Source organism: Chondrinema litorale (genome assembly GCF_026250525.1).
GTDB classification, from domain to species: domain Bacteria; phylum Bacteroidota; class Bacteroidia; order Cytophagales; family Flammeovirgaceae; genus Chondrinema; species Chondrinema litorale.
The window spans coordinates 81,329-103,513 of the sequence record NZ_CP111045.1; the positions used below are offsets into that span (position 1 = coordinate 81,329).

Annotated in this window: 19 protein-coding genes; 10 read left to right on the forward strand and 9 right to left on the reverse strand. The window is 35.2% G+C overall.

Annotated features, from left to right (window positions below):
• Positions 1-873: 873 nt before the first annotated feature.
• Complete coding sequence (locus OQ292_RS23225; RefSeq protein ID WP_284686773.1) at positions 874-1,227, reverse strand: hypothetical protein; 354 nt, start codon at positions 1,225-1,227, stop codon at positions 874-876.
• Positions 1,228-1,684: 457 nt separating this feature from the next.
• Here OQ292_RS23225 and OQ292_RS23230 point away from each other — a divergent pair, with 457 nt between their 5' ends.
• The 3 genes from OQ292_RS23230 (at position 1,685) to OQ292_RS23240 (ending at position 5,459) form a co-directional block, all read left to right on the forward strand.
• On the forward strand, positions 1,685-2,008 hold the full coding sequence (locus OQ292_RS23230; RefSeq protein WP_284686774.1) for a PadR family transcriptional regulator: 324 nt from the start codon (positions 1,685-1,687) through the stop codon (positions 2,006-2,008).
• 6 nt (positions 2,009-2,014) lie between these two features.
• Complete coding sequence (locus OQ292_RS23235) at positions 2,015-4,636, forward strand: FtsX-like permease family protein (RefSeq protein ID WP_284686775.1); 2,622 nt, start codon at positions 2,015-2,017, stop codon at positions 4,634-4,636.
• A 232-nt stretch (positions 4,637-4,868) separates the two neighbouring features.
• Positions 4,869-5,459, forward strand: a complete 591-nt coding sequence (locus OQ292_RS23240; RefSeq protein WP_284686776.1) for a hypothetical protein — start codon at positions 4,869-4,871, stop codon at positions 5,457-5,459.
• A gap of 95 nt (positions 5,460-5,554) precedes the next feature.
• Here the strand turns inward: OQ292_RS23240 and OQ292_RS23245 are convergent, their stop codons facing one another.
• From OQ292_RS23245 to OQ292_RS23255, 3 genes are all read right to left on the reverse strand, one after another.
• Positions 5,555-6,712 (reverse strand): hypothetical protein, encoded by a 1,158-nt coding sequence (locus tag OQ292_RS23245; RefSeq protein WP_348970656.1) that lies wholly within the window; start codon positions 6,710-6,712, stop codon positions 5,555-5,557.
• Positions 6,713-7,028: 316 nt separating this feature from the next.
• Positions 7,029-7,589: a hypothetical protein gene (locus tag OQ292_RS23250; protein WP_284686777.1), complete on the reverse strand. Its 561-nt coding sequence runs from the start codon at positions 7,587-7,589 to the stop codon at positions 7,029-7,031.
• Positions 7,590-7,751: 162 nt separating this feature from the next.
• A complete protein-coding gene (locus OQ292_RS23255) occupies positions 7,752-8,288 on the reverse strand; it encodes a YceI family protein (protein WP_284686778.1) in 537 nt (178 codons plus the stop codon).
• 231 nt (positions 8,289-8,519) lie between these two features.
• Here OQ292_RS23255 and OQ292_RS23260 point away from each other — a divergent pair, with 231 nt between their 5' ends.
• The gene (locus OQ292_RS23260) at positions 8,520-10,106 is read left to right on the forward strand and encodes a sulfatase (RefSeq protein ID WP_284686779.1); all 1,587 of its coding nucleotides are present in this window, start codon (positions 8,520-8,522) and stop codon (positions 10,104-10,106) included.
• 36 nt (positions 10,107-10,142) lie between these two features.
• Positions 10,143-10,643: a DUF1648 domain-containing protein gene (locus OQ292_RS23265; protein WP_284686780.1), complete on the forward strand. Its 501-nt coding sequence runs from the start codon at positions 10,143-10,145 to the stop codon at positions 10,641-10,643.
• Here the strand turns inward: OQ292_RS23265 and OQ292_RS23270 are convergent, their stop codons facing one another.
• Together OQ292_RS23270 and OQ292_RS23275 are read right to left on the reverse strand one after the other, a co-directional pair.
• Positions 10,644-11,234, reverse strand: a complete 591-nt coding sequence (locus OQ292_RS23270; RefSeq protein ID WP_284686781.1) for a TetR/AcrR family transcriptional regulator — start codon at positions 11,232-11,234, stop codon at positions 10,644-10,646.
• Positions 11,235-11,306: 72 nt separating this feature from the next.
• Positions 11,307-12,056: an SDR family oxidoreductase gene (locus OQ292_RS23275; RefSeq protein WP_284686782.1), complete on the reverse strand. Its 750-nt coding sequence runs from the start codon at positions 12,054-12,056 to the stop codon at positions 11,307-11,309.
• A gap of 218 nt (positions 12,057-12,274) precedes the next feature.
• On the opposite strand from OQ292_RS23275, the gene OQ292_RS23280 reads away from it, so the two are divergent.
• Positions 12,275-12,856: a uracil-DNA glycosylase family protein gene (locus OQ292_RS23280; protein ID WP_284686783.1), complete on the forward strand. Its 582-nt coding sequence runs from the start codon at positions 12,275-12,277 to the stop codon at positions 12,854-12,856.
• 1 nt (position 12,857) lies between these two features.
• Here the strand turns inward: OQ292_RS23280 and OQ292_RS23285 are convergent, their stop codons facing one another.
• Both OQ292_RS23285 and OQ292_RS23290 read right to left on the reverse strand, forming a co-directional pair.
• Positions 12,858-13,403: a DUF1697 domain-containing protein gene (locus OQ292_RS23285; protein ID WP_284686784.1), complete on the reverse strand. Its 546-nt coding sequence runs from the start codon at positions 13,401-13,403 to the stop codon at positions 12,858-12,860.
• Positions 13,404-13,405: 2 nt separating this feature from the next.
• Positions 13,406-13,675 carry a hypothetical protein gene (locus tag OQ292_RS23290; RefSeq protein WP_284686785.1) on the reverse strand — a complete coding sequence of 90 codons (270 nt, stop codon included), beginning with the start codon at positions 13,673-13,675 and terminating at the stop codon, positions 13,406-13,408.
• 286 nt (positions 13,676-13,961) lie between these two features.
• Between OQ292_RS23290 and OQ292_RS23295 the strand changes: the two genes are divergently transcribed.
• On the forward strand, positions 13,962-14,897 hold the full coding sequence (locus tag OQ292_RS23295) for an NAD-dependent epimerase/dehydratase family protein (RefSeq protein WP_284686786.1): 936 nt from the start codon (positions 13,962-13,964) through the stop codon (positions 14,895-14,897).
• Here OQ292_RS23295 and OQ292_RS23300 read toward each other — a convergent pair.
• Positions 14,881-16,149, reverse strand: a complete 1,269-nt coding sequence (locus OQ292_RS23300) for a LamG domain-containing protein (RefSeq protein ID WP_284686787.1) — start codon at positions 16,147-16,149, stop codon at positions 14,881-14,883. The genes OQ292_RS23295 and OQ292_RS23300 overlap by 17 nt on opposite strands.
• Before the next feature lie 118 nt (positions 16,150-16,267).
• Between OQ292_RS23300 and OQ292_RS23305 the strand changes: the two genes are divergently transcribed.
• From OQ292_RS23305 to OQ292_RS23315, 3 genes are all read left to right on the forward strand, one after another.
• Positions 16,268-17,371 carry a LamG domain-containing protein gene (locus OQ292_RS23305; RefSeq protein WP_284686788.1) on the forward strand — a complete coding sequence of 368 codons (1,104 nt, stop codon included), beginning with the start codon at positions 16,268-16,270 and terminating at the stop codon, positions 17,369-17,371.
• Between the two features lie 155 nt (positions 17,372-17,526).
• A complete protein-coding gene (locus OQ292_RS23310; protein WP_284686789.1) occupies positions 17,527-20,409 on the forward strand; it encodes a DUF1553 domain-containing protein in 2,883 nt (960 codons plus the stop codon).
• A gap of 1 nt (position 20,410) precedes the next feature.
• Positions 20,411-21,910, forward strand: a complete 1,500-nt coding sequence (locus OQ292_RS23315) for a DUF1501 domain-containing protein (RefSeq protein WP_284686790.1) — start codon at positions 20,411-20,413, stop codon at positions 21,908-21,910.
• Positions 21,911-22,185 lie beyond the last annotated feature (275 nt).

Here is a 22,185-nt window from a genome sequence, read left to right on the forward strand (position 1 = left end):
ACACTAGGAACTTGATTATGGCAATAGATAGACCATTAAAGTAGCTTAACCTATTGTCTTAATCTTTTCCATATATATACAATTTATATTATCTCTTACTTGTGTTGTAATGTCTCTAGATTTTTCTCTACAATTGACTTTTATTAGAGTTAAGGTTTTGATTTAAACTTATGTCATTTTTAATGAATGTGTTTACTAATTGCATAGTAGTAATTATTGGTTTTGTGTATAGTATGTTTTTTAAAATAGGCAATGAGCTGTAATATAAATTCTTCTAAAAATTTTTACAGACTCATTGCCTGATGGTTAAAGCTATTAATCGATATTGGTTAAGTGTTTAGCATTACTTCGTTTAGTATTGCAATTAAAATGGGTTGGAGACAATTCTTTATTTACCAATAGAAAGTTCATTTTAAAATTCATCAACATAAAAGCAAATCTAACTTTACTATTGGCAAAGGAAATTACTCCCATAAGCATGTTTTTATGTGTTTGTTTCTCAATTTGTCCTTTACCTTTAGTTATTTCATAACTGGTGTATAATTTATTTTCAGATCATGAAGAAATTCTCTTTATAATAATGTGTTATTGCCACTAGAACTCTACATTTTCACTTCTCATCTAAATAAGTTGTTCTAACTATAACCAATTTCATCTGCTCTCCATCTGCACTAATATTCAATACGGATGATTATTGAATATGTATTCTACACTATGTTATATAGCTTGCATTCTTTCTCCTTTCACCTTTAATAATTGGTTAGCAATCTAATCTTAGCAATTAGAAATGAGTCAGCAAACAAGGTTTTAGATAACCATTAGTTAAGACTTTTGAGTCTTAAATGGGGAAATAAAAACGTAGAATTGGGAGATTTAAATAAGGAATGAGCAATTCAGAATAAAGATATCTGGCTTGCTCAACAGAGAAAATTGTTGCTTATGATTGAACTGAGGATAGTCAACCCATAAGCAGGGTGTATAAACCGTGTTGAATATTAGGCTAAAGCTAGTCTTGGTATTTTTATCTTCAGAGTCTTCTTCTTCTGATTTTTCCGAATTAAGTGATTCTTCTAAAACAGATTTGTTGTTATGAGATGTGGGTAAAGCATTATTTGCATGAAAGGTAGCATCTTTACCTAGCGTAGTTTCTTGTAAGTGTTTTTGTGTTTGCCAATCTGCTGCGAAACTGTTAGATATACCAAATAACCAAAGAGCTGCAATCAACATAAATATTGCAGAGCTTAAATTTGATATATTAACTTTAGAGTTCACTTTTGGCTTACAGTACTTTTAGATGTATGTTATTGAATTTGATATAGCAACTAGGAGATAGAAATATTATATCTTTTTGTTATATCTATAATTGGCACTAAAGTATACACTTGAAATTTTAAATACAAAACTTAAAGCCTTAAAATTTGTTAAAATCTTAAATCTCTAGTTTTTTACGCTTTTATTATGTGTATTTATACTTTATATCAAGAAGCTTGAATAGAAATGATCCTTTTTGAAGTCTCAAAAGTATAAATGTTTAGCTTCAATTCACTTCAGATCTTTTGTTCAATTATCAAATAAATTTAATTCTCTTTTATACAGTTTTATAATTTATTACTTATTTAATTGGCATTTAAGAATGTAATAAATATATTTGATTTACATTTACGAATATAATCATAACTAAATTATGAAAGGAACCCATTTGGGAGAGTTTGAAGAGATGATCCTACTCATGGTCGGCATTCTGAATGGTGATGCTTACGGTATTTCTATTTTAAAAGAAATAGAAGAACAAACTGGTAGAACTGTAACTGTGAGTACGATACATACAGCTTTATATCGATTAGAAGAAAAAGGATTTGTTGACTCTTATGTTGGAGGGGCGAGCAATGCTAGAGGAGGAAGAAGTAAGCGTTTATATAAAATTACTTCTGATGGTAGGGCAGCACTAGAGAATGCTAGGAATCTACGCGATAAACTATGGAAGTTGATGCCCGGTATAAATCCATAATTGCTTATGAAAAGATACCCACCAAAATGGATTGATTCGCTACTTGAAGCAATGTTTAAAGAGAGATTTGCTGATGAAATAATTGGAGATTTACACGAATGGTTTGAATGGAAAAGCGAATCTCAATCTAGTGTAAAGTTGTATTTCGGTTATTTAAAAGCTGTATTAATGGCTTTTAGAATCCATAATTTTAAAAATGTAAAAACACTTTTTCTCCTAGTAATTGATACACTTATGATTCATAACAATATAAAAATCAGTGTTCGATCTTTATTGCAACACAGATTATTTACTGTAATAAATCTGCTTGGGCTCACCATAAGTTTAATGTCTTTTTTGTTTATCTATGCTTTTGTAAGCTACGAATTAAGCTATGATAATTTCCACGCTAAAGGCGAAAACATCTATAGAGTCTTACAGTATAATCCAGAGTCTAAAAATCTGGTGAGGTCTACACCAACACCGCTTGCAGATGCATTTTTAACAGATTTTGAATCTTCTATGCAATTTGCTCGGTTTGGTAACGATCCGGTTTTTGTTGAGTTAGACAGTCAAAAATACTACGAAGAAAATTTTTACTGGGCAGATTCGTCGATGTTCAATGTGTTCGATTTGCCATTTAAATACGGTGATCCCAAGCATGCATTAACAGAGAAAAATACAGTGGTGCTCACAGAAGAAGTATCAATTAAATATTTTGGTGAAGGAGTAAACCCAGTTGGTAAGCTTTTGCCCATTAAAATTTACGATGGAAATGCTAATATAACAATGCGTATCGATGGAGTAATGGAAGCCCTACCCTCCAATACAGATTTACCTTTTGAGGTGTTGGGGTCTATTTCTAACGCTTTTGATTTATATAGCAGGTTTAATAAACACTGGGGATTTAATTGGTTGCATACATATGTTTACATACCCAAAAAGACTGATGTAACAAGAATAGAATCACAATTTCCAAATATTGTAGAGCGAGCATTAGGGGCAGATTTTGTTTCAAATCGCTCATTTTATTTTCAACCTTTAAAAGAAGTTCACTTATATTCTTCAGAAATAAGTGGAGCGAATGCAGAAACAAGTATAGATAACATTATCACTTTTACCATTATCGGTTTCTTTATAATTCTTATAGCAACTATCAATTACCTTAATTTAATGGGAGCCAGAGTAAATAAAAGGGCTAAAGAAGTGGGAGTGAGAAAAGTTTTGGGTGCTAGCAAAAAACAACTTCTTGTTCAGTTTTTAACAGAGTCTAATATTACTTTGTGTTTAAGTATGATTATGGGAATATTGTTGGTATATATTTTATGGCCAATATTTACAAGCTTTTTAGCTAAACCAATTCCATTTTCTATATTACTGAGTAGAGAATCTATTAGCTTATTTGTTGCATTAGTTTTTATATGTGGCACATTAGCTGGTTTATACCCAGCTTGGTTGCTCACCTCTGTTTCGGTAAGTAAAATATTGAATAAACAGGCCAATCAAACTCGTAAAAATAACCTGCAAAAAATATTGGTATCATTTCAGTTTGCAGTATCAGTATTTCTAATTATTTCTTCTTTAATTGTTTACAGACAGGTCGATTTTATGTCACACAAAAACCTTGGGTTTAACAAGGAGCAATTGCTTACAATAAAGGTAGAAGATAGAGCAACCCAAGAAAAAATTAAATTAGTAAAAGAGGAAATAGCAAAGCTTTCCGCTGTAGAAGCTGTAACCGTTTCAGGAGAGTCTTTGCCGAGCCAAATGAATAATACAGGAAGTTTATCGTGGGATGAGACCTCTCGAGTAAATAAAAAATCAATTCATATTGTATCTATAGATCAAGACTTTTTTGAAACCTTGGAAATTCCATTTATACATGGACAAAACTTTGTAAGAGAAACGGATTTTAGTGCTGAGAGTCAGGTGATTCTAAACAAAGCAGCAATGGATGTAATGGGGGGAAAAGACCCCGTTAAAAGCATGATTGAAATTGACGATACAAGGCATGAGGTAATTGGTGTTGTTGATAATTATCATTATCAATCTTTGCTATCTAATGTAATTCCTGTAGTGTTTTGTACAGTTCCTCCCGGTACTAGACTTAGCCCAGATAATATCATAATCAGATTAAAAACTAATGATGTTTTCTCAACACTAGATGATATTGAAACCATTTGGAAAAACTTCTCACCAGACGAATATTTTAGTTTTCAATTTGTAGACGAAACTTATCAGGCAGTTTACAATAGTGAAAGAAGATTCTTAAAACTCTTTAGTATTTTTGCTGCTCTCAGCATCATAATTTCATGCATGGGATTATACGGAATTGTATTATTTACCACAGAAGAAAAAAGCAAAGAAATTAGCATTAGAAAAGTGCTAGGCTCTACAGTACCTCAAATTGTAATGTTGGTAGTAAGAAAATTTATGCTACTCATCCTCATCGGTTTTGTCATTGGTATTCCATTGTCTATTTATTTTATGAATGATTGGCTCCAACAATTCTCCTATAGAATTAAAGTAGACTTTATAAGTGTACTGCTGGCAGGTTCTTTAGTCGCATTGATTGCAGCTTTTACAATTGGTTTTAACACCTTAAGAGCTGCTTTAGCAAACCCAATTGTGCATTTAAGAAAGGAATAAGAATTAAATTTTTCACGTGAATTAAACCTTTTGAGATTTACACAATCTAATGTTTAGTTTCATGCGATAATTTAATAAACTGACAAGATTTAAAAGCGGGAGTGGAGAACTTTCGCTTTTTTTCTTTTAGCAATAATCATAGATTAAAATACATCAAAATGAGTAAAGTGGATTGGGTTTGTGTGTATTAAAACTGCATACTATTTTTAATAGAATATATAAACCCAATTATATGAAGAGATATTTGGCTGAAGGTTTCCTGATCATTTTTAGTGTTTTATTCGCACTTTTTATTAACAAGCTATACGATACTTATAAAATCAACAAGCAAAAAGAAATAGCAGTTGAAAGCCTCAAAAAAGAGCTTGAGATAAATGTAAAAATCTTAGAGCGGTGGAGAAAAAGTCATCAACAAATTAAAAGCAGATTAGATAGCCTCATTACTAATAAGAATGATAGCTTGAAGCAAGAATTAAAGAAGAAAGACTTTTTTGATCTGGGAGTTTTAACAAATCAACAAAGCTTAGTCGATGCCATGATGACGAAAACAGCTTGGGAAACTACCAAATCTACAGGCATCGTTTCCGAATTAGATTTTGAAACAACGCAAAGACTCACGCTGGTTTATGGATTGCAAGATATCATCACTCAAAGGTCTATTAATAAAATAGTTGATTTATATTTTGAAGCAGAAACCCATCAGATGGAGAATATCGATCTCATTCTAATTCAATTTTTTATCCGTGTAGAAGAACTAACTGGGCAAGAGAATGCATTATCTGGAGCTTATGAAGATATGATAGAAAGACTGCAAGAAAATTGAATCAATAAACATTATTTACTAACTTATAAAACAAAAGAGGTTGCAATAAAAAATCACAACCTCTATGGAATTATATTACAGATTACTAATTTCTTTTAATTGTTGAATGTGCCATTTGGCAAAACAGGATATTCTAGCTTTTTACCAATTCTGTAAGAGATAGAAAAGTTGATAAGGTAATCAGCAAATGCGGCATCGCCATTTCTTGGATTGCCAGTACTTTGTTCTGTTTCCATATCAGTAATACTTTGCGGTCTATCTCTTCTTACCGCAATAGGAACATTCAACCCTAATGTCACATTGTCTTTCATATAACTTATGCCTGGCTCAACTGAAAGTACATTGCCCGGTCTTCTAAATCCTTGATTTCCCCCAACAAGGTCTTCAACAGGTACACCTTCGTATCTCAATCCTAAAGAACCACCTAATCCAGTTACTGGAAAAGCGTAATTTAATCCACCTCTCACAGAAAACTGGTCTGGTACAGCCATGATAGCTTCATTCTGTAAAATCGGACTCAAGGTTTCGCGGAAGGTTCTGGTTCCATTCGTTTCTCTTGGGTTGATAAGGTAAAAGCCACTACCATAAGCAAATAACCTTTCACTAACTTTCTTGTAAATCTGGATATCGAAGCTAATACCGAAACCACCATCGCCAGGTTGTATAGATTGATCTACAGGTCTTACTTGAGGAGTTCCTTCTGGTCCTACATTATAAAAAATATCGCTTGCATTATAATCTCCAGTTGGCAGTTTAAGAGCTGCTCCAATCGCAATGTTTCCTTTTTCGTTTTCTTCTGGGTTTAGTAACCAATAACCCACTCCAATTCGCACATCTGCCATGCCTCTAGAGTAGGTGGTATTCCTTTCTTCGCGACCATGTTCGTACAAAGAGGAGCGGGTATTGATTACAAATGGTAAAGTCAAGTTGGTATATAATCTACTACTTAATCCGTAAGTGATGTTAAAATCCCATGCGTGCGCATTATTTATTACTTCTGAGTTATTTGATACTCTGTCTGGTTCTTCTTCTGTGCCTCTAAAATGTCTGAACGATCTAAAATACCGGTAGTTCATACCTACTTGCCAGCTTCCTTTCTCTACCAAATTAGATTCTAGACTATTGCCATTACAAGAAGAGAAGTGTCTAATTGCTACACAACCTTGTGCTAAAGACTCGCTAAAATTACTTGTTATAGCAACTAAAAATAAACTTAATAAAAGTGCAGATATAGTATTTGTTTTCATTTTCATTTAATAAAAGATGTTTGTATTGAGATAGCTATATATATGTGTAGCCCTTGTTATGGCTATCAGTAACAGGCGCAATAAAATACTGATAGCCATAATGTATGACATACGATCTGTATCACAATTACTTCAGGGGCAGCAGCCTCTTTTGCAAGAAAATGACTTATGAAGCTTGTTTCAGTTAAATTTAATATGAAACAAAAGAAAACTGCTGCTTTAAGTTGAAATACAGATGGTTGCCAAAAGGGCATTAGAAAATATCAAGACACATAGTCGCATCTTCAGAAAAGACAAACTAGTTCTGAGAGAAAGTTATGTGTTATGATAAAGAAGTGCTTTCCGGTGGGGGAACAGGTATTTCCAGCGTTAAACCTGAAAAATGGTTAATTAAAAAGCCTTTATTTTTACCATCAGCCAATATAGCTGCATTTAATTCGATTTTGATAAAATCTACTGGTAAAAATGGCTTTGGTGATATAAGGAAACGAATAAACTCTTTTCCTTTTTGAGAAGATGAGTTAGATTCAGCAGTAAAGGTTTGCCACTCTTTTACAGATTCGTCTACTTTATTTTTTATTGTATCTTTTACAAACACCACAAAAAGTGTATCTCTTGCGTAGCGCTGTTTTATAATTCTGTAATACTCGTTATCAATTTCAATTTCGGTATTAGTTTGGTAAAAATCTGGCCTGTCTAATTGATAAGGTGTTGAAAAAGGAATAGCATACTCGATAAATTCCTTTTTTTCTATAAGGTTTTTTTCAATCTTATAAGTCCATACTACATCTGAATAGCCTTCCATAAGCCAAGACACAGCAAAGTGTCCCATCTGATAGAAGAGGAAACTACAAAGAAATACTATGGAAAAGATTTTACGCATTGTTTAAAGCTAATTAAAATTTTTACACAAATACAAGCTTTAAACATTGCCGACTTAGAAAGTTTTAATAAATTCTAAGATTAATACAAAAAAATGGGCCCGTGCAATTACGCACGGGCCATGGCGTATTACTATATTAAATAGTAAAGGAAAGTTTTTAACTTATTGTTTTGCAACCTGAACGTTCAGAAGAAGCTTTACGTCATCTCCAACAACAACACCACCAGCCTCTGTAACTGCACTCCAGTTAAGACCATATTCTTTTCTGTTTACTTTACCACTGATTTCAAAACCAGCTTTAGTATTACCGTAAGGGTCAACCATAATACCACCATGTTCAACTTTAAGAGAAACTTCTTTAGTTACATCTTTAATAGTAAGGTTACCTTTTAATTCATACTCATCATCACCTGTTTTAGTGAATGAAGTAGATTCAAAGCTAAGTTTTGGATAAGTTTCAGCATCAAAGAAATCACCAGATTTTAAGTGACCATCTCTGTCAGAATTGTTAGTAGTAACACTGGCTGTATCTGCAGTAAATGCAACTTTTGCGCCTTCAAACTCTTCGCCGTCAGCGTCTACAGTACCATCAAATGCAGTGAAACTTCCAGTTACGGTTGAAATAACAAGGTGCTTTACTTTAAATTGGATTTCGCTATGCATTGGGTCAATTGCCCATTTTCCTTTTACTGATGTCATGGTTTTATTTATTTATGTTTTAGAATTCTTATTTAAAATTATAATGCAAATATATATGTTGCAACATATAATAAAAATGTAAAAATCATTTTTATTATGGTAAAAATTGTGGAATGTGAGTTGAGATGGATAAAATAGACCTATTTTCTTGTGTATTTATCTAATTTGTAGCACATTGAGATAAAGCGGTATTGCATCAAAAATACATATAACATCGATTAATTTTAGAAAATGAAAAACTATAAACTCCTACTAATTTTTTTACTTGTTATAACATATTCTTGTAAAGATAAAGATGAGTCGGTTGAGCAATTAAGAAAACCAAATGTATTATTTATTCTGGTAGACGATCTTGGTTTGCACGATTTAAGTGTTACAGGTAGTAAATTCTATGAGACACCCAATGTTGATAAAATTGCAGTAAGTGGATTTCGCTTTACACAAGCGTATGCAGGAAGTAGAGTTTGTAGTCCTTCGAGAGCCAGTATTATGTTGGGTAAAGCCACTGCCAGACATGGAATTACCGATTGGATAGGTGCTGCATCAGGTGAAGATTGGAGAACATATAACAGACATGATAAATTGTTGCCTGCTGAATATACCCATGCTTTGCCAGCTCAAGATATTACCATAGCAGAAGCAATGAAACAGGCAGGTTACATGACTTTTTTTGCTGGCAAGTGGCACTTAGGTGGAGAAGGTTCGCTACCAGAAGATCACGGGTTTGAAATAAACAAAGGTGGTTTTGAAAAAGGGAGTCCAATGGGTGGTTACTTTTCACCATTTAATAATCCGAAATTAGAAAATCATGAAGATGGAGAAAATCTCTCTTTGAGGTTGGCAAATGAAACAGCATCATTTATCGAACAACATAAAGATACCAGCTTTTTCGCTTTCTTATCTTTTTATGCGGTGCATGGTCCAATTCAAACCACACAAAAAAAATGGGATAAGTACAAGCAAAAAGCAGAAACACAGGGAATAAAAGATCATGGCTACGAAATGGAAAGGGTCTTGCCGATTAGAACAGTTCAAGATAATCCGGTTTACGGAGGTTTGGTAGAAACGATGGACGAAGCAGTCGGAATTGTAACAAGTAAGCTTGAAGAACTCGGATTAGCAGAAAATACCATCGTAATTTTTACATCTGATAATGGAGGAGTGGCATCAGGTGATAATTATTCTACTTCCAATCTGCCACAAAGAGGTGGTAAGGGTTATCAATGGGAAGGAGGTATTAGAGAACCTTATTTTATTAAAGTGCCTTGGTTAAAAGCTGAAAATTATGATATAAATACTCCAGTAACTGGGATGGACTTATTTCCAACAATACTTGATCTGGCTGGTATTCCGCTTTTACCCGATCAGCATATGGATGGGGTGAGCGTATTACCATTAATGGATGGAAAAGAAATTGCTGAGCGCACATTGTATTGGCATTATCCGCATTACGGGAATCAAGGCGGTGAACCATCATCAATTATTAGAGAAGGAGACTGGAAGCTGATACACTATTGGGAGGATGATAGAAACGAACTGCACAATTTAGCTAAAGATATTTCAGAACAGGAAGAGCTTGCTTTTCAAAATGCAGAAAGAGTGCATACAATGGAGACAAAACTTTTTAAATGGTTAGAAGAAGTAAATGCACAATTTCCTATACCAGATAAAGAATATGATGTGGTTTTAGATAATGCCAGAGATCAAAAAATTAGAAATGAATTATTACCTAATCTCGAAGCACAAAGAATGGATATGTTTAAACCGGATTGGCAACCAAACGCAGATTGGTGGGGTAGTAATTTAACTATAGATTAAGCAAACAATTAACCCGAAATATTTATTAATTTAAATATGACCAGACCTAAGATTTATATTAAAAGAACTGCTGCCGATTATTTAATGGAAGCCATTGGCGTACTTGCCATAATCTGGATGTTTATCAATATCATAATGCATTATGGCAGTTTACCTGAAACCATTCCCAGCCATTTTAATATTCGTGGGAATGTAGATAATTACAGTAGTAAAATCTCTATCTGGTTTTTGCCAATTGTTTCGATGGTATTATTCATTAGCTTGTTCTTTATGACCAAGTTTCCGCATAATTTCAATTATCCCACTAAAATTACTGAGAGCAATGCGGAAGGGCAGTATAAAAAGGCAACGAGGTTAATTAGATATATCAATGCAATTATAGCTATTCTGTTTGCCTATATTAGTTATCAAACAGTGCAAATAGCATTAGGGAATCAGGAAAGTTTGGGTAGTGGATTCTTAATTTTCTTATTAATTGGTCTATTTAGCGGTATTACGCTTTACTATATTTTTTCTAAGCGTAACAAAGTAAAATAGTTAAGCAGGGTGATCGAGTACTTTGAGAGCAGTATCTAAAATATTGGTGAGGTATTCTTTTTCAGTTCTAAACTTACTCATCACAACTAAACCATTGTATAAGGTAATTAGGAATGCAGCAGTCGATTTCAAATCGATATTCTCTGGAAACTCACCAAGAGTAATCCCTTTCTCCATAAACTCTATTAGGATTTTCTCGAAAGTTTGTTGGTGTTCTGCGATTACCCGCATCAAGTTTGGGTTCTCAGGAACCATTTCTGTAGTGGTGTTGAGTACAAAGCAGCCTTTGTGTTCTGGGTCACTCAAAGAGTTATCAATAGCTTTTAAGAAAAAATCTTTAATGCCCTCTTTGGCAGAAGATTTAGTAGAAAGAAAATCACAGGCTTTGTTTAAATAGATAGTTCTGTATCTTTCAAAAGCTTGGTTAAACAATTCATCTTTATTAGTAAAAGTACTATACAAACTTTGTCTGTTCACCCCAGTGTATTCTACCAAATCGCCAATTGAAGTCGCATGGTAACCCTTTTGCCAGAATAGGTTCATGGCTTTGGCTAATATTTCATCTTTATCGAATTGTTTAACTCTTGGCATATTAAAAATAAATTGCAGTAAATGCGCTTAATATTTACTGCAATTTATCAAATCTGTTTTATTTTTTAAAAATCAAATGGTTTTTAGGCCTAAACCTCCATCAATCATATATTCGCTACCAGTAATAAATGCTGCTTCATCAGAGGCCAGAAAAGAAACAAGACCTGCCACTTCTTCTGACTTACCAAATCTTTTTAAAGGAATTTTAGAAGTTGCATTGGCAGCAAAAGCTTCACGATCAGCATCAGCAATTCCCATTTTACTAAAAATTGGTGTTTCAATTGGTCCTGGGCATACGGCATTTACCCTAATTTTTTTAGGTGCTAATTCTTGAGCAACCGTTCTTGTAAATGAGTTCATGGCAGCTTTACTTGCAGCGTATGCAACTGTATTATCCATACCAGAATATGCATTTAAAGAAGAGAGGTTAATTACAGAAGCTCCTTCTTTTAATATTGGAGTAAATTTTTGTAGGGTGAAAAATGCTCCTTTAAAATTGATGTTCATAATATTATCTAAATGCTCTTCAGTTACCATTTCAAAAGGAGCAAAAGCGGCAATTCCAGCATTAATAAATAAGATATCTATTTTGCCAAAAGTTTCTTTTACTTCACTTACTAATCGTTCAATTGCCTTTAAGTCAGATTGATCTGTCACTAATCCTTTTACTCCAAGTTCTTCAGCGGCTATTTGTACTTTTTCAGAATTTCTGCCAGTAATAATTACCTCGGCACCTTTAGCTTTAAAAAGTTTAGCGGTTTCGTAACCAATACCACTATTTCCGCCAGTAATTACTGCTTTTTTTCCTGATAGATTGCTCATTTCTTTTTGATTTAAAATTTTAAGTTTAGATTACAGAACGATCGTTCCAAATTGATAAACGGTAAAATGGAATGATCGTTCCAATATAAAATAAAAAAATATACTTTTTTTTAAAAAATGGCCACTGGTTGTATAGAGGGCTGTTTTTTTAATGATTTTTTTTCATCATAAACTATATTTATAATTGATGAAGTGTTTTTAAATGAAAGAATTAGCAGATGTTTGAAAACTTATTAGCTGAAATTAGAAAATGTACTGTTTGCCAAGAGTACCTACCACTAGGTGCAAATCCTGTTGTTTCGGCACATAAGAAAAGTAAGATTTTAATAGTAGGGCAGGCACCTGGAACTAAAGTACATCAATCTGGTATTCCATGGGACGACCAAAGTGGCAAAAGACTACGCGAATGGATGGGAATTGATACAGATATTTTTTATAATACTGAAAAGATTGCCATTATCCCAATGGGGTTTTGTTATCCGGGTAGGGGGAAGTCTGGCGATTTGCCACCACGAAAAGAATGTGCTCCTTTGTGGCATAGTCAACTATTAAAGCTATTGCCCAACTTGCAACTTACCTTATTAATTGGGCAATATGCTCAGAAATATTATTTGAAAGAAAAAGTATCAAAGAAGACATTAACTGAAACAGTAAAGACTTTCTATGAATACTTGCCTTCTTATATTCCTTTGCCGCATCCCTCACCAAGAAATAATATTTGGATGCGGAAAAACTCTTGGTTTGAAGAAGATATTGTACCAGTCTTGCAGACAAAAGTAAAAGAGCTGATAATTGATTGAATTATGAAGCTTCTTCAGCTTGCTTAATCATTTCGAGGAGCTTTTGTGATGTTTTCCAGTTTCTGGTGGTAGCTTTAAGCTTCAATTTCTGCTCAAAAAAATTATTGGTGACTTTACTTTTTCCATACCCTTCTTTATAGCAGAGATAAATAGTGTCACCATCGAAATGAATAGACTCACTCTCTTTTTTTGCTTTCTCAATCTTTTCAGTGGGGATTTCCTTTGGTTGTTCTGAGAGAAAAGTAAAATATAGACTCTCTATAGCTTCATCCTTAAAAGGACTTGCATTAACCCTTTTGGCAAAATCTTCTTTATTGTATACAAATACATCTACATCAAAGCCGAACGTATCTAGAATTTTAGCTTTAATCTTTTCTGCAAGGAGTAGGCTATCCTTTTCATTGCTTTCAAAAATCACATTACCACTTTGTATGTAAGTCTGTACTTTATCAAGCTTAAGGTCTATAAACATAGTTTTAAGCTCAGCCATCTTAATTTTTTTCTGGCCACTTACATTTATTCCACGAAGCAATGCAATGTAAAACATAATTATTCTTGTCCGAAAAGATCTAACTGTCTGTTTTTCTTGAGTTCTTCTTCCGTGTTGATTTCAAATTGAATTTCCGGTTCGAAGTTGGTAATATCCACTTTTAGCCTTTTACACTCATTCTGAATCATCTCATTACAAAAATACCTAAATACCTCAGAATAGTTCATGCCAATGGCTTTGCAGAAAGCTTTGTAACGGTTTCTTTCAGCATCGGTAAGCGATAGGGTAATTTTTTTATTTACAGTGCCTTTTGGCAGTAATTTCTTCATATTAGATTTTCGAATTAACGATAAAGCAAAACTAGGTACTTTCTAAAGGGATTCAAATTTCAGAATGAAAAGCTCATAAAAAATTAATCTTAGCTGCTTAAAAAATGCTTTATACTAATTTGATTAATTTATTTTTAATTAACTGATTATAAGACTAAAAACCTCCTAAAAATTAATTAAATCCCATTAAATTAGGCCAATCTAAAGACTAACCAAATCAAGATATTTAAAGATTACAACGAAATTTTAGAAAGAGCATACATTTCAAAATTATTTTTTAGAAAAAATGAGTAAACAAACTATTCTTGGAGCAGGTGGAGTAATTGGAAAAGAAGTTGCCAAATCTTTAACCGAATTTACCGAAGATATCAGATTAGTTAGTCGAAATCCACAAAAGGTAAATCCTAATGATGAGTTGCTGAGTGCAGATCTCACCAATGCTGACGATGTAATGAAAGCGGTTGCAGGTTCAGAGATTGTCTATCTCACAGTAGGCTTTCCATATAATTATAAGGTTTGGAAAGAGAACTGGCCCAAAACAATGGATAATGTAATTAAAGCATGTATCGAAAATGGTTGTAAGCTGGTGTACTTTGACAATATCTATATGTACGATCAAGATCATTTGAGTCCTATGGATGAACAAACTCCCATCAATCCACCAAGTGAGAAAGGGAAAGTTCGCGCTTGGATTACAGATGTGCTAATGAGTAATATTAATGAAGGAAAGATAAATGCATTAATCGCTCGCTCGGCAGATTTTTATGGACCTGCAATCGGGCAAAACAGTGTGCTTACAGAAACTGTTTTCAACAATTTTGCAAAGGGTAAAACAGCTAATTGGTTAGGTAATCTCAATTGCAAACACTCTTTTACATATACTCCCGATGCTGGCAAAGCCACTGCATTATTAGGCAATACTGATGATGCTTATGGAGAAGTGTGGCATTTACCAACAGCCTCAAATCCGCCAACTGGCAAGGAGTGGATAGATATGATTGCGGCTGAATTCGGTGTAAAACCAAAGGTACAAGTAGCAGGCAAATTCATTGTAAAAATAATGGGTTGGTTCAATCCTTTAATGAAAGAATTGTATGAAATGCTCTACCAAGTTGATAGAGACTATGTGTTTAACAGCTCAAAATTTGAAAAGCGATTCGACTTTAAGCCTACGCCTTACAAAGAAGGAATTAAAAAAGTAATTGCTAAAGATTACTCATGAAATCGTCATGATAAACCATTTCACCTTGTCCATTTTGTAGACTAACTTCATCTATAAAACCTCTGCCTTTAAAACCTATAACCAAGCCGACAATCTTGCCCAAACCTTTATTGAAAGTAGTTTCTAATACAGAGTTATTGTTAACTTTTAAAATAGCGTGTTTGTCTTGCACTGTTATATCGAAATCGTTCCACTGGTTTACATCTACACCAAAGCCAGAAAGATCGTTTGTTTTTCCATCGATGTATTTATTGCCAATTTTCATGTTTGCATTGCCTACACATCCAGGTTCTGTAAGCCCCATGAAATAGATGTGGTCTTCGCATAATATTCTGATTTCCAGACTAGAGCAAACCTCTTTGTCTGTACTGTCGCATCTTACTTTGGTATTAAAATGAAAATCTGTGCTCTGTATATTGCCAAAGTCTTTTACATTATTGAATACAAGAATATAAGGTTTGTTCAAATCCGTTTTAGCATCAGAAATCTGTTTCTCAGAAGCTTGTAACATGCCATCTTTTATAAGATCATCATCGAGATAATATGGAATATCTTGATAATCTGAATGTGCTGTGTAAGCTTTCCAGCCATCTGTAGTAATGTGAATGCGATGCACTTTTAGGATGGAATCATTAGCGATGAGCTTGGCTTTATGGAAACCCGGATAATAGTAAATGCTTGAAAAATGCTTGCCTTCGGGATTAATCGCTTCTTTGTTTTGCGCATTCCAAGATTGCTGAATAAAAAAACTATCCGCTTTTATATTGGCAACATCATAATCAAAAATTACCGAGTTTGGCACTCCACTAGAAACTGTTTTATTTGCTGCGAAGTTGAATGGCCCGTTAATTTGTAAACTGCTTTTGCTGTCTTCCTTGGTAAAACTCCAATACAAAAAACCGGTAAGTAAAAGTGTAACTACTACTGCAAGAGGTAATAATTTCTTTTGCAGTTTTTGTGGGTGAATTTCTTGAACTTTTGGTTGTGTTTGATGTGCTAGTTTAAAATCATTCCACTCCTTAAAACCCAATATTGAGACTAAGGCATTTAATGTGCTAGGGTGAGGTTGTTTTACATCGGTTGCCCATAATCTTTTCATGGTTGACAGACTCAACACTACCCCAGATGCTTCTTCGATCATTACAGATAAGTAATTGAAGTCTCGTTGCTTCAATTTTACCTGTTTCTGGTCTGGATAGAGCTTTTTTTCTATCAGGTTTCTGCAAAGGGCTAAATATTGGCTGTCAGACATAGGGTTTTTCTAAAAAGCTGCGATTTGAACGCTAAATGAACTCTACTTGAACGACTTTTCAAATCGGTTAAACCTTCATTTGTAAGGTAAATTATCTGAAATTTAAAAGAGTTCAAACATGAAAAAATCTTTTTTTATACTGTTGGTAGTATTATTTCCTGTGTGGTCTATAGCCCAGCAAACACAAGTGCCATTTTCTTCTGATAGATGGAAGTTTGAAGAAGCCGAATATCAACTAGAAAATTACAAAGGCCAAGAAAGTATCTTATTAAAATCTGGTGGACTGTACTTAAAAGACTTTGAGTTTCTAAATGGAACCATAGAAGTAGACATCAATTTTCCAGAGCATAGGGCTTTCCATGATGTGATTTTTAGGATAAAGGATTTTAGTAACTACGAATCTTTTTATGTTCGCCCACATCAGTCTGGCAACCCAGATGCAAACCAATATACACCGGTTTTTAATGGTTTAGCTGGTTGGCAATTATATTATGGAGATCGTTATGCTACGCCAGTTAATTACACATTTGATGAATGGCATAAGATAAAAATTGTGGTTTTGGGAACCCAAACCCAGATATATTTTGATGATATGGAGAAACCTATTTTGCATGTAGAAGAATTGAAAAGGGGAGAAGAAAGTGGTTCTATTGGATTGTTCACTTTTATGGGGCCAGTTCATTATGCTAATTTTAAATATTCTCAAACCACACCAACTTTATTACCAGATGATGTGGAAATCCCCATTTTAGAAGAGACGGTGGTTAAAAATTGGATGGTGTCAAATGTAACTAACAAAGAGACATTAGGTGAAGGAACAGTTTTACATCAAAGCTTAACTGAAAAGTTGACATGGAATGAATATCCAGTAGAGTCGGAAGGCATTCTCAATCTAGCAAAGTATACCAAGATATCAGAAATAGATAACATCGTGCTGGCATCGATAGATATTTATTCAGAAACTGATCAAACCAAAAAGGTTTATTTCGGCTACAGTGATATTGCCAAAGTTTTTTTTAATGGCAATGCGATATACGAAGGGCAAAGGATTTTTAGGTCTAGAGATTATCGCTATTTGGGTACAATTGGCTTGTTTGATGGCTTATACTTACCACTTAAAAAAGGGAAAAATACGCTTACATTTGGCATTTTGGAAAATATGGGTGGTTGGGGAGTAAAAGCTCAATTCGAAAACATGGAGGGTATTTCTCTCACGCAATAATTGATTGCTAGTGTAACACTTTTCATTCAACTAATATCAACATTAAGCGAATAGATAAGCAGGTAGATGTTTATAGAATTTGATAATCAGGCTGAAAAAGCGTATTTTCAATTTAACTGTATGTGCAAAATGCTACGGTGTAAAATGGAAATGAAATGATTAGCAATTCATATAAATTGGCCAGAATTATTGGTCTGGTCAGCCTGTTTGTTTGCCTGATATTTTTTGTTTGGTTTTTTGTGTTTTATGAAGCCCTGGTAGACTATAACACAGAAGTAAAACCGATACTCAATAAAAAATGCATTACCTGTCATGGTGGAGTTAAAAAGTCTGCCGAATTCAGTCTGCTTTTCCAAAATGAAGCTTTAGCACCTACAAAATCTGGGCATCCGGCAATTATACCCGGCGATGCTAGCCATAGCGAGTTTATAAAGCGGATTACCCACCAAGACCCCGAAGAAAGAATGCCTCCTGAAAGTCCGCCGCTAAGTGCAGAAGAAATTGATGTACTTACCAGATGGATTGATCAAGGAGCGAATTGGGGAGAACATTGGGCTTACAAGACAATTACAGAAGTTCCAGTGCCTGAACCGGAAAGTTTTTTTGCAGGCTTTTCTAAGTCTGATGTTGGCAATTGGGTACGAAATGATATTGACCGATTTGTGCTGAGTAAATTGCAAGAAGAGAAATTGCAGCCTTCTAAACAGGCTAATCCGGCAGTATTGGCAAGAAGGGTGAGTTTAGATTTAATTGGTTTACCTCCACCAAAACATCTGTATCAGACATACATGCAAAATCCTGATGATGCAGCTTATGAATTGTTGATAGATAGCTTATTGGCGCAACCTGCATTTGGAGAACGTTGGGCTTCCATGTGGCTCGATCTTGCGAGATATGCAGATTCTAAAGGTTATGAAAAAGACTCCGAACGTACTATCTGGAAATACCGCGATTGGGTAATCAAAGCTTTTAACGAAGACAAACCATTCGATCAGTTTACGATAGAGCAGTTAGCGGGAGATTTATTGCCAAACCCAACTGATGAGCAATTATTGGCAACTGGTTTCCATCGCAATACAATGAACAATGATGAAGGTGGAACCGATGATGAAGAGTTTCGCGTTGCTGCGGTGCTCGATCGAGTAAATACCACAATGGATACTTGGATGGGCACAACTTTCGCCTGTGTGCAGTGTCATAGCCATCCTTATGATCCTTTTAAACAAGAAGAATATTACCAGTTTTATGCTTTCTTCAACAATTCTCAGGATGAAGATGTGCCGGGTGAATATCCCAATATCAGGTTTTATGAAAAGCCTGAAGATCAGGCGAAAATCGATAGTCTGAAAAACTGGGTGTTAGCACATACACAATCGGAAGAGCAAGTAAAAGAACTGGATTACTTCTTAAAAACCATCGAACCTAAAGTGCAGCCACATGCTTTTGATACCATTGTGAAAGGTGCTTTAATTGATAACAAATACCTTGGTGTAGAAGCCGGAGGTTTTGCCCGTTTGCCATCATTCCATCTACAAAATTATGATAAACTTTTGCTGAGATATGGTGCTCAAAATGCAGGAGGCACAGTTGAAATTCGCTTAGATGGTTTAAATGGTGAGTTAATTACAACGATTCCTGTAAAATCAAATGGAACAAACTGGGGCTTTAAAGCCGATTTGGTCGATTTGAAAGCTATAGAAGGTGTGCACGATTTGTACTTTGTGTTTGATGGCAAACCGGGCTATGTATGGAGTATGGAATGGATGCTTTTTATGAAGAGCTTACCGGGAGAAGAAGATATGGAGTTTGCTAGACATGAAAAACTGTTAACAGCACTCACTGATGCAGAAGTAAAAAGGAGTCCGATAATGTTAGATCATCCATCAGACTTTAAAAGAAAAACCCATGTATTTGAAAGAGGCAATTGGACAGCACATGGTGAAGAAGTAAAAGCCGGAACACCTGATTTTCTACATCCATTAACTACTCGAAATGGACAAAGCGAAGCCGACAGACTTGATTTGGCAAATTGGATCATGAGTCCAGAAAATCCATTAACTGCAAGAGTAATAGTGAATCGGTTTTGGGAGCAGCTTTTCGGTAAAGGGATTTTAGAAACCACCGAAGATTTTGGAACACAGGGAGAAAAACCATCGCATCCAGAATTACTCGAATGGCTCGCTTGGAATTTTATGCACGATTATAAATGGAGTATGAAAATGCTGTTGAAAGAAATAGTGCTTTCTTCTACCTATAGGCAAGACTCAAAAGTAAATAACGAATTGCTCGCAAAAGACCCTGCTAACAGGTTGCTTGCACGAGGTCCTCGATTTAGATTGAGTGGAGAACAGGTGCGCGATCAGGCATTGGCAGTAAGCGGTTTGCTCAGCGATAAAATGTATGGCAAAGGAGTAATGCCTCCACAGCCAGAAGGTGTTTGGCAAGTAATTTACAGTGGTCTCAAATGGAAAACCAGTGATGGCGAAGATCGCTACAGGAGAGCAGTATATACTTTTTGGCGGAGAACGAGCCCATATCCTTCTATGATTTCTTTTGATGCACCAAGCCGTGAATTTTGTGTACCTAGAAGAATTAGAACCAATACGCCTTTGCAATCTTTGGTCACCTTAAATGATCCAGTCTACATAGAAACGGCCATTGCTTTAGCGCAAAAAATGCTGAAAGATTCAGATATAAATGTAGCAATTGAAATGGGTTATCAAGAGGCCATGCTGAAAGAAATTAGCACAGAGAAGAAAGCCGCTTTGCAAGATTTATGGCATGAGGCTTATGCCTTCTACCAAGAAAATGATAGTGCTGTAGTCAACTTGCTCAACTTCCCAAAAGCTTACGATGAACCAGAGAATGAAAAGCAGCCAAGCAACAAAGGCATGGAGGGCAAAGTGAATCTTGAAACGGCAAATATTGAATCAAGTGAATTGCCCGATAAATGTGAAGGAGATTGTGAAAAGCTCGCTGCTATGACGGTGGTGGCAAATGCCATTTTAAATATGGATGAATTTTTAACTAAGGAATGAAATGAAAAACATCGACAACATACTCAAAGAGTTACAATATAAATCTCTAGAACAAACTACCAGAAGGCACTTTTTACGCAATTGCACTACCGGTTTAGGCAGCATTGCACTGGGTACTATGTTGGGCAGTTGTGTAGGTGGTTCTGGAAACAAAGTACAGTCAGCTTCTCAACAAGTTGGTAACGCTTTAGCTTCCAAGGCTTCGCATTTTGTACCTAAAGCCAAAAGGGTGATTTATCTACACATGGCTGGCTCACCTTCACAGTTGGAGTTGTTCGATTACAAACCTGAACTAGCAAAGCTGCATGGTTTGGAGTGTCCACCTTCTTTGCTAGAAGGGAAGAAATTCGCCTTTATTCGAGGGGTTCCAAAAATGTTGGGTCCCATTGCCGATTTTAAGCAACACGGAGATTCTGGTGCATGGATTTCTAATCGTTTGCCGCATTTCACTCAAAAAGCCGATAAGGTGAGTTTCTTAAAAGCCATGCATACCGATGAGTTCAATCACGCTCCCGCACAATTACTCATGCATACCGGAACTCCAAGATTAGGCAGACCAAGTATCGGTTCGTGGGTTTCTTATGGGCTTGGCACTGAAAATGAAAACTTGCCGGGTTTTATCGTGCTTTGTTCGGGAGGAAATACACCAAGTGCAGGCAAAAGTGTGTGGGGAAGTGGCTTTTTACCTACGGTGTATCAAGGTGTGCAATGCCGATCTAAAGGCGATCCGGTTTTGTATACGGGCAATCCAGATGGAATGAGTCGAGATTTGCGTAAAAAGTCCATTGATGCGATTAACCGAATCAATCAGGAGAATTACAATGAGGTAAATGATCCTGAAATATTATCTCGAATTTCTCAATACGAGATGGCTTTTAAAATGCAGATGTCTGTGCCCGAAGCGATGGATATTTCTAAAGAGCCGGAATACATCCACGAAATGTATGGAACAGAACCGGGTAAAGCTTCTTTTGCTAATAACTGTTTGTTGGCTAGAAGGCTAGCAGAAAAAAATGTGCGCTTCATCCAATTGTATCATTGGGGTTGGGATTCTCACGGTTCAGGTAAAGATGGTTCTTTGGAACACGGTTTTGTTGATCGTTGCAACGAAGTAGACAAACCAATGACCGCTTTACTTTCCGATTTGGAACAACGTGGAATGCTAGATGAAACTTTGGTGGTTTGGGGTGGTGAATTTGGTAGAACTCCTATGCAAGAAAACCGCGAAGGCAAACAAATGGCTTTTTATGGTCGCGATCATCATACAGAAGCATTTACTATCTGGATGGCAGGAGGTGGAGTAAAAGAAGGATTTACATTCGGTGAAACTGATGAAATCGGTTATTACGGGGTAAAAGATCGTGTGCATATTCACGATTTGCACGCGACGATACTGCATCTTTTAGGTATGGATCACGAAAGTCTCACTTATCATTTTCAAGGCAGAGATTTTAGATTAACTGATGTAGCGGGAAATGTTGTAAAAGACATTCTTGCTTAATTATCTTTATTTCAATTTTTAAATTTAAATGAATTGATTATCAAAACACTAATCGACCTAGGAAGCATTTTCGTTTAAAATTTTTGGAGTATTTGCGTTAAAAAATATCCGCTGTTTGAACGAAGTGAGCGTCAGTCGCTGCTGTTTCGGAGATTTTAGCAAAAGCGTAAAAAATTTAGTAAATGCTTTCGCAGTCTTGATCTTTTGGCGGTCGGTCGCTGCCGTACTTTTATATCAAGATAAAAGTACAGTATTTTAATTATCAGTAGTTTATG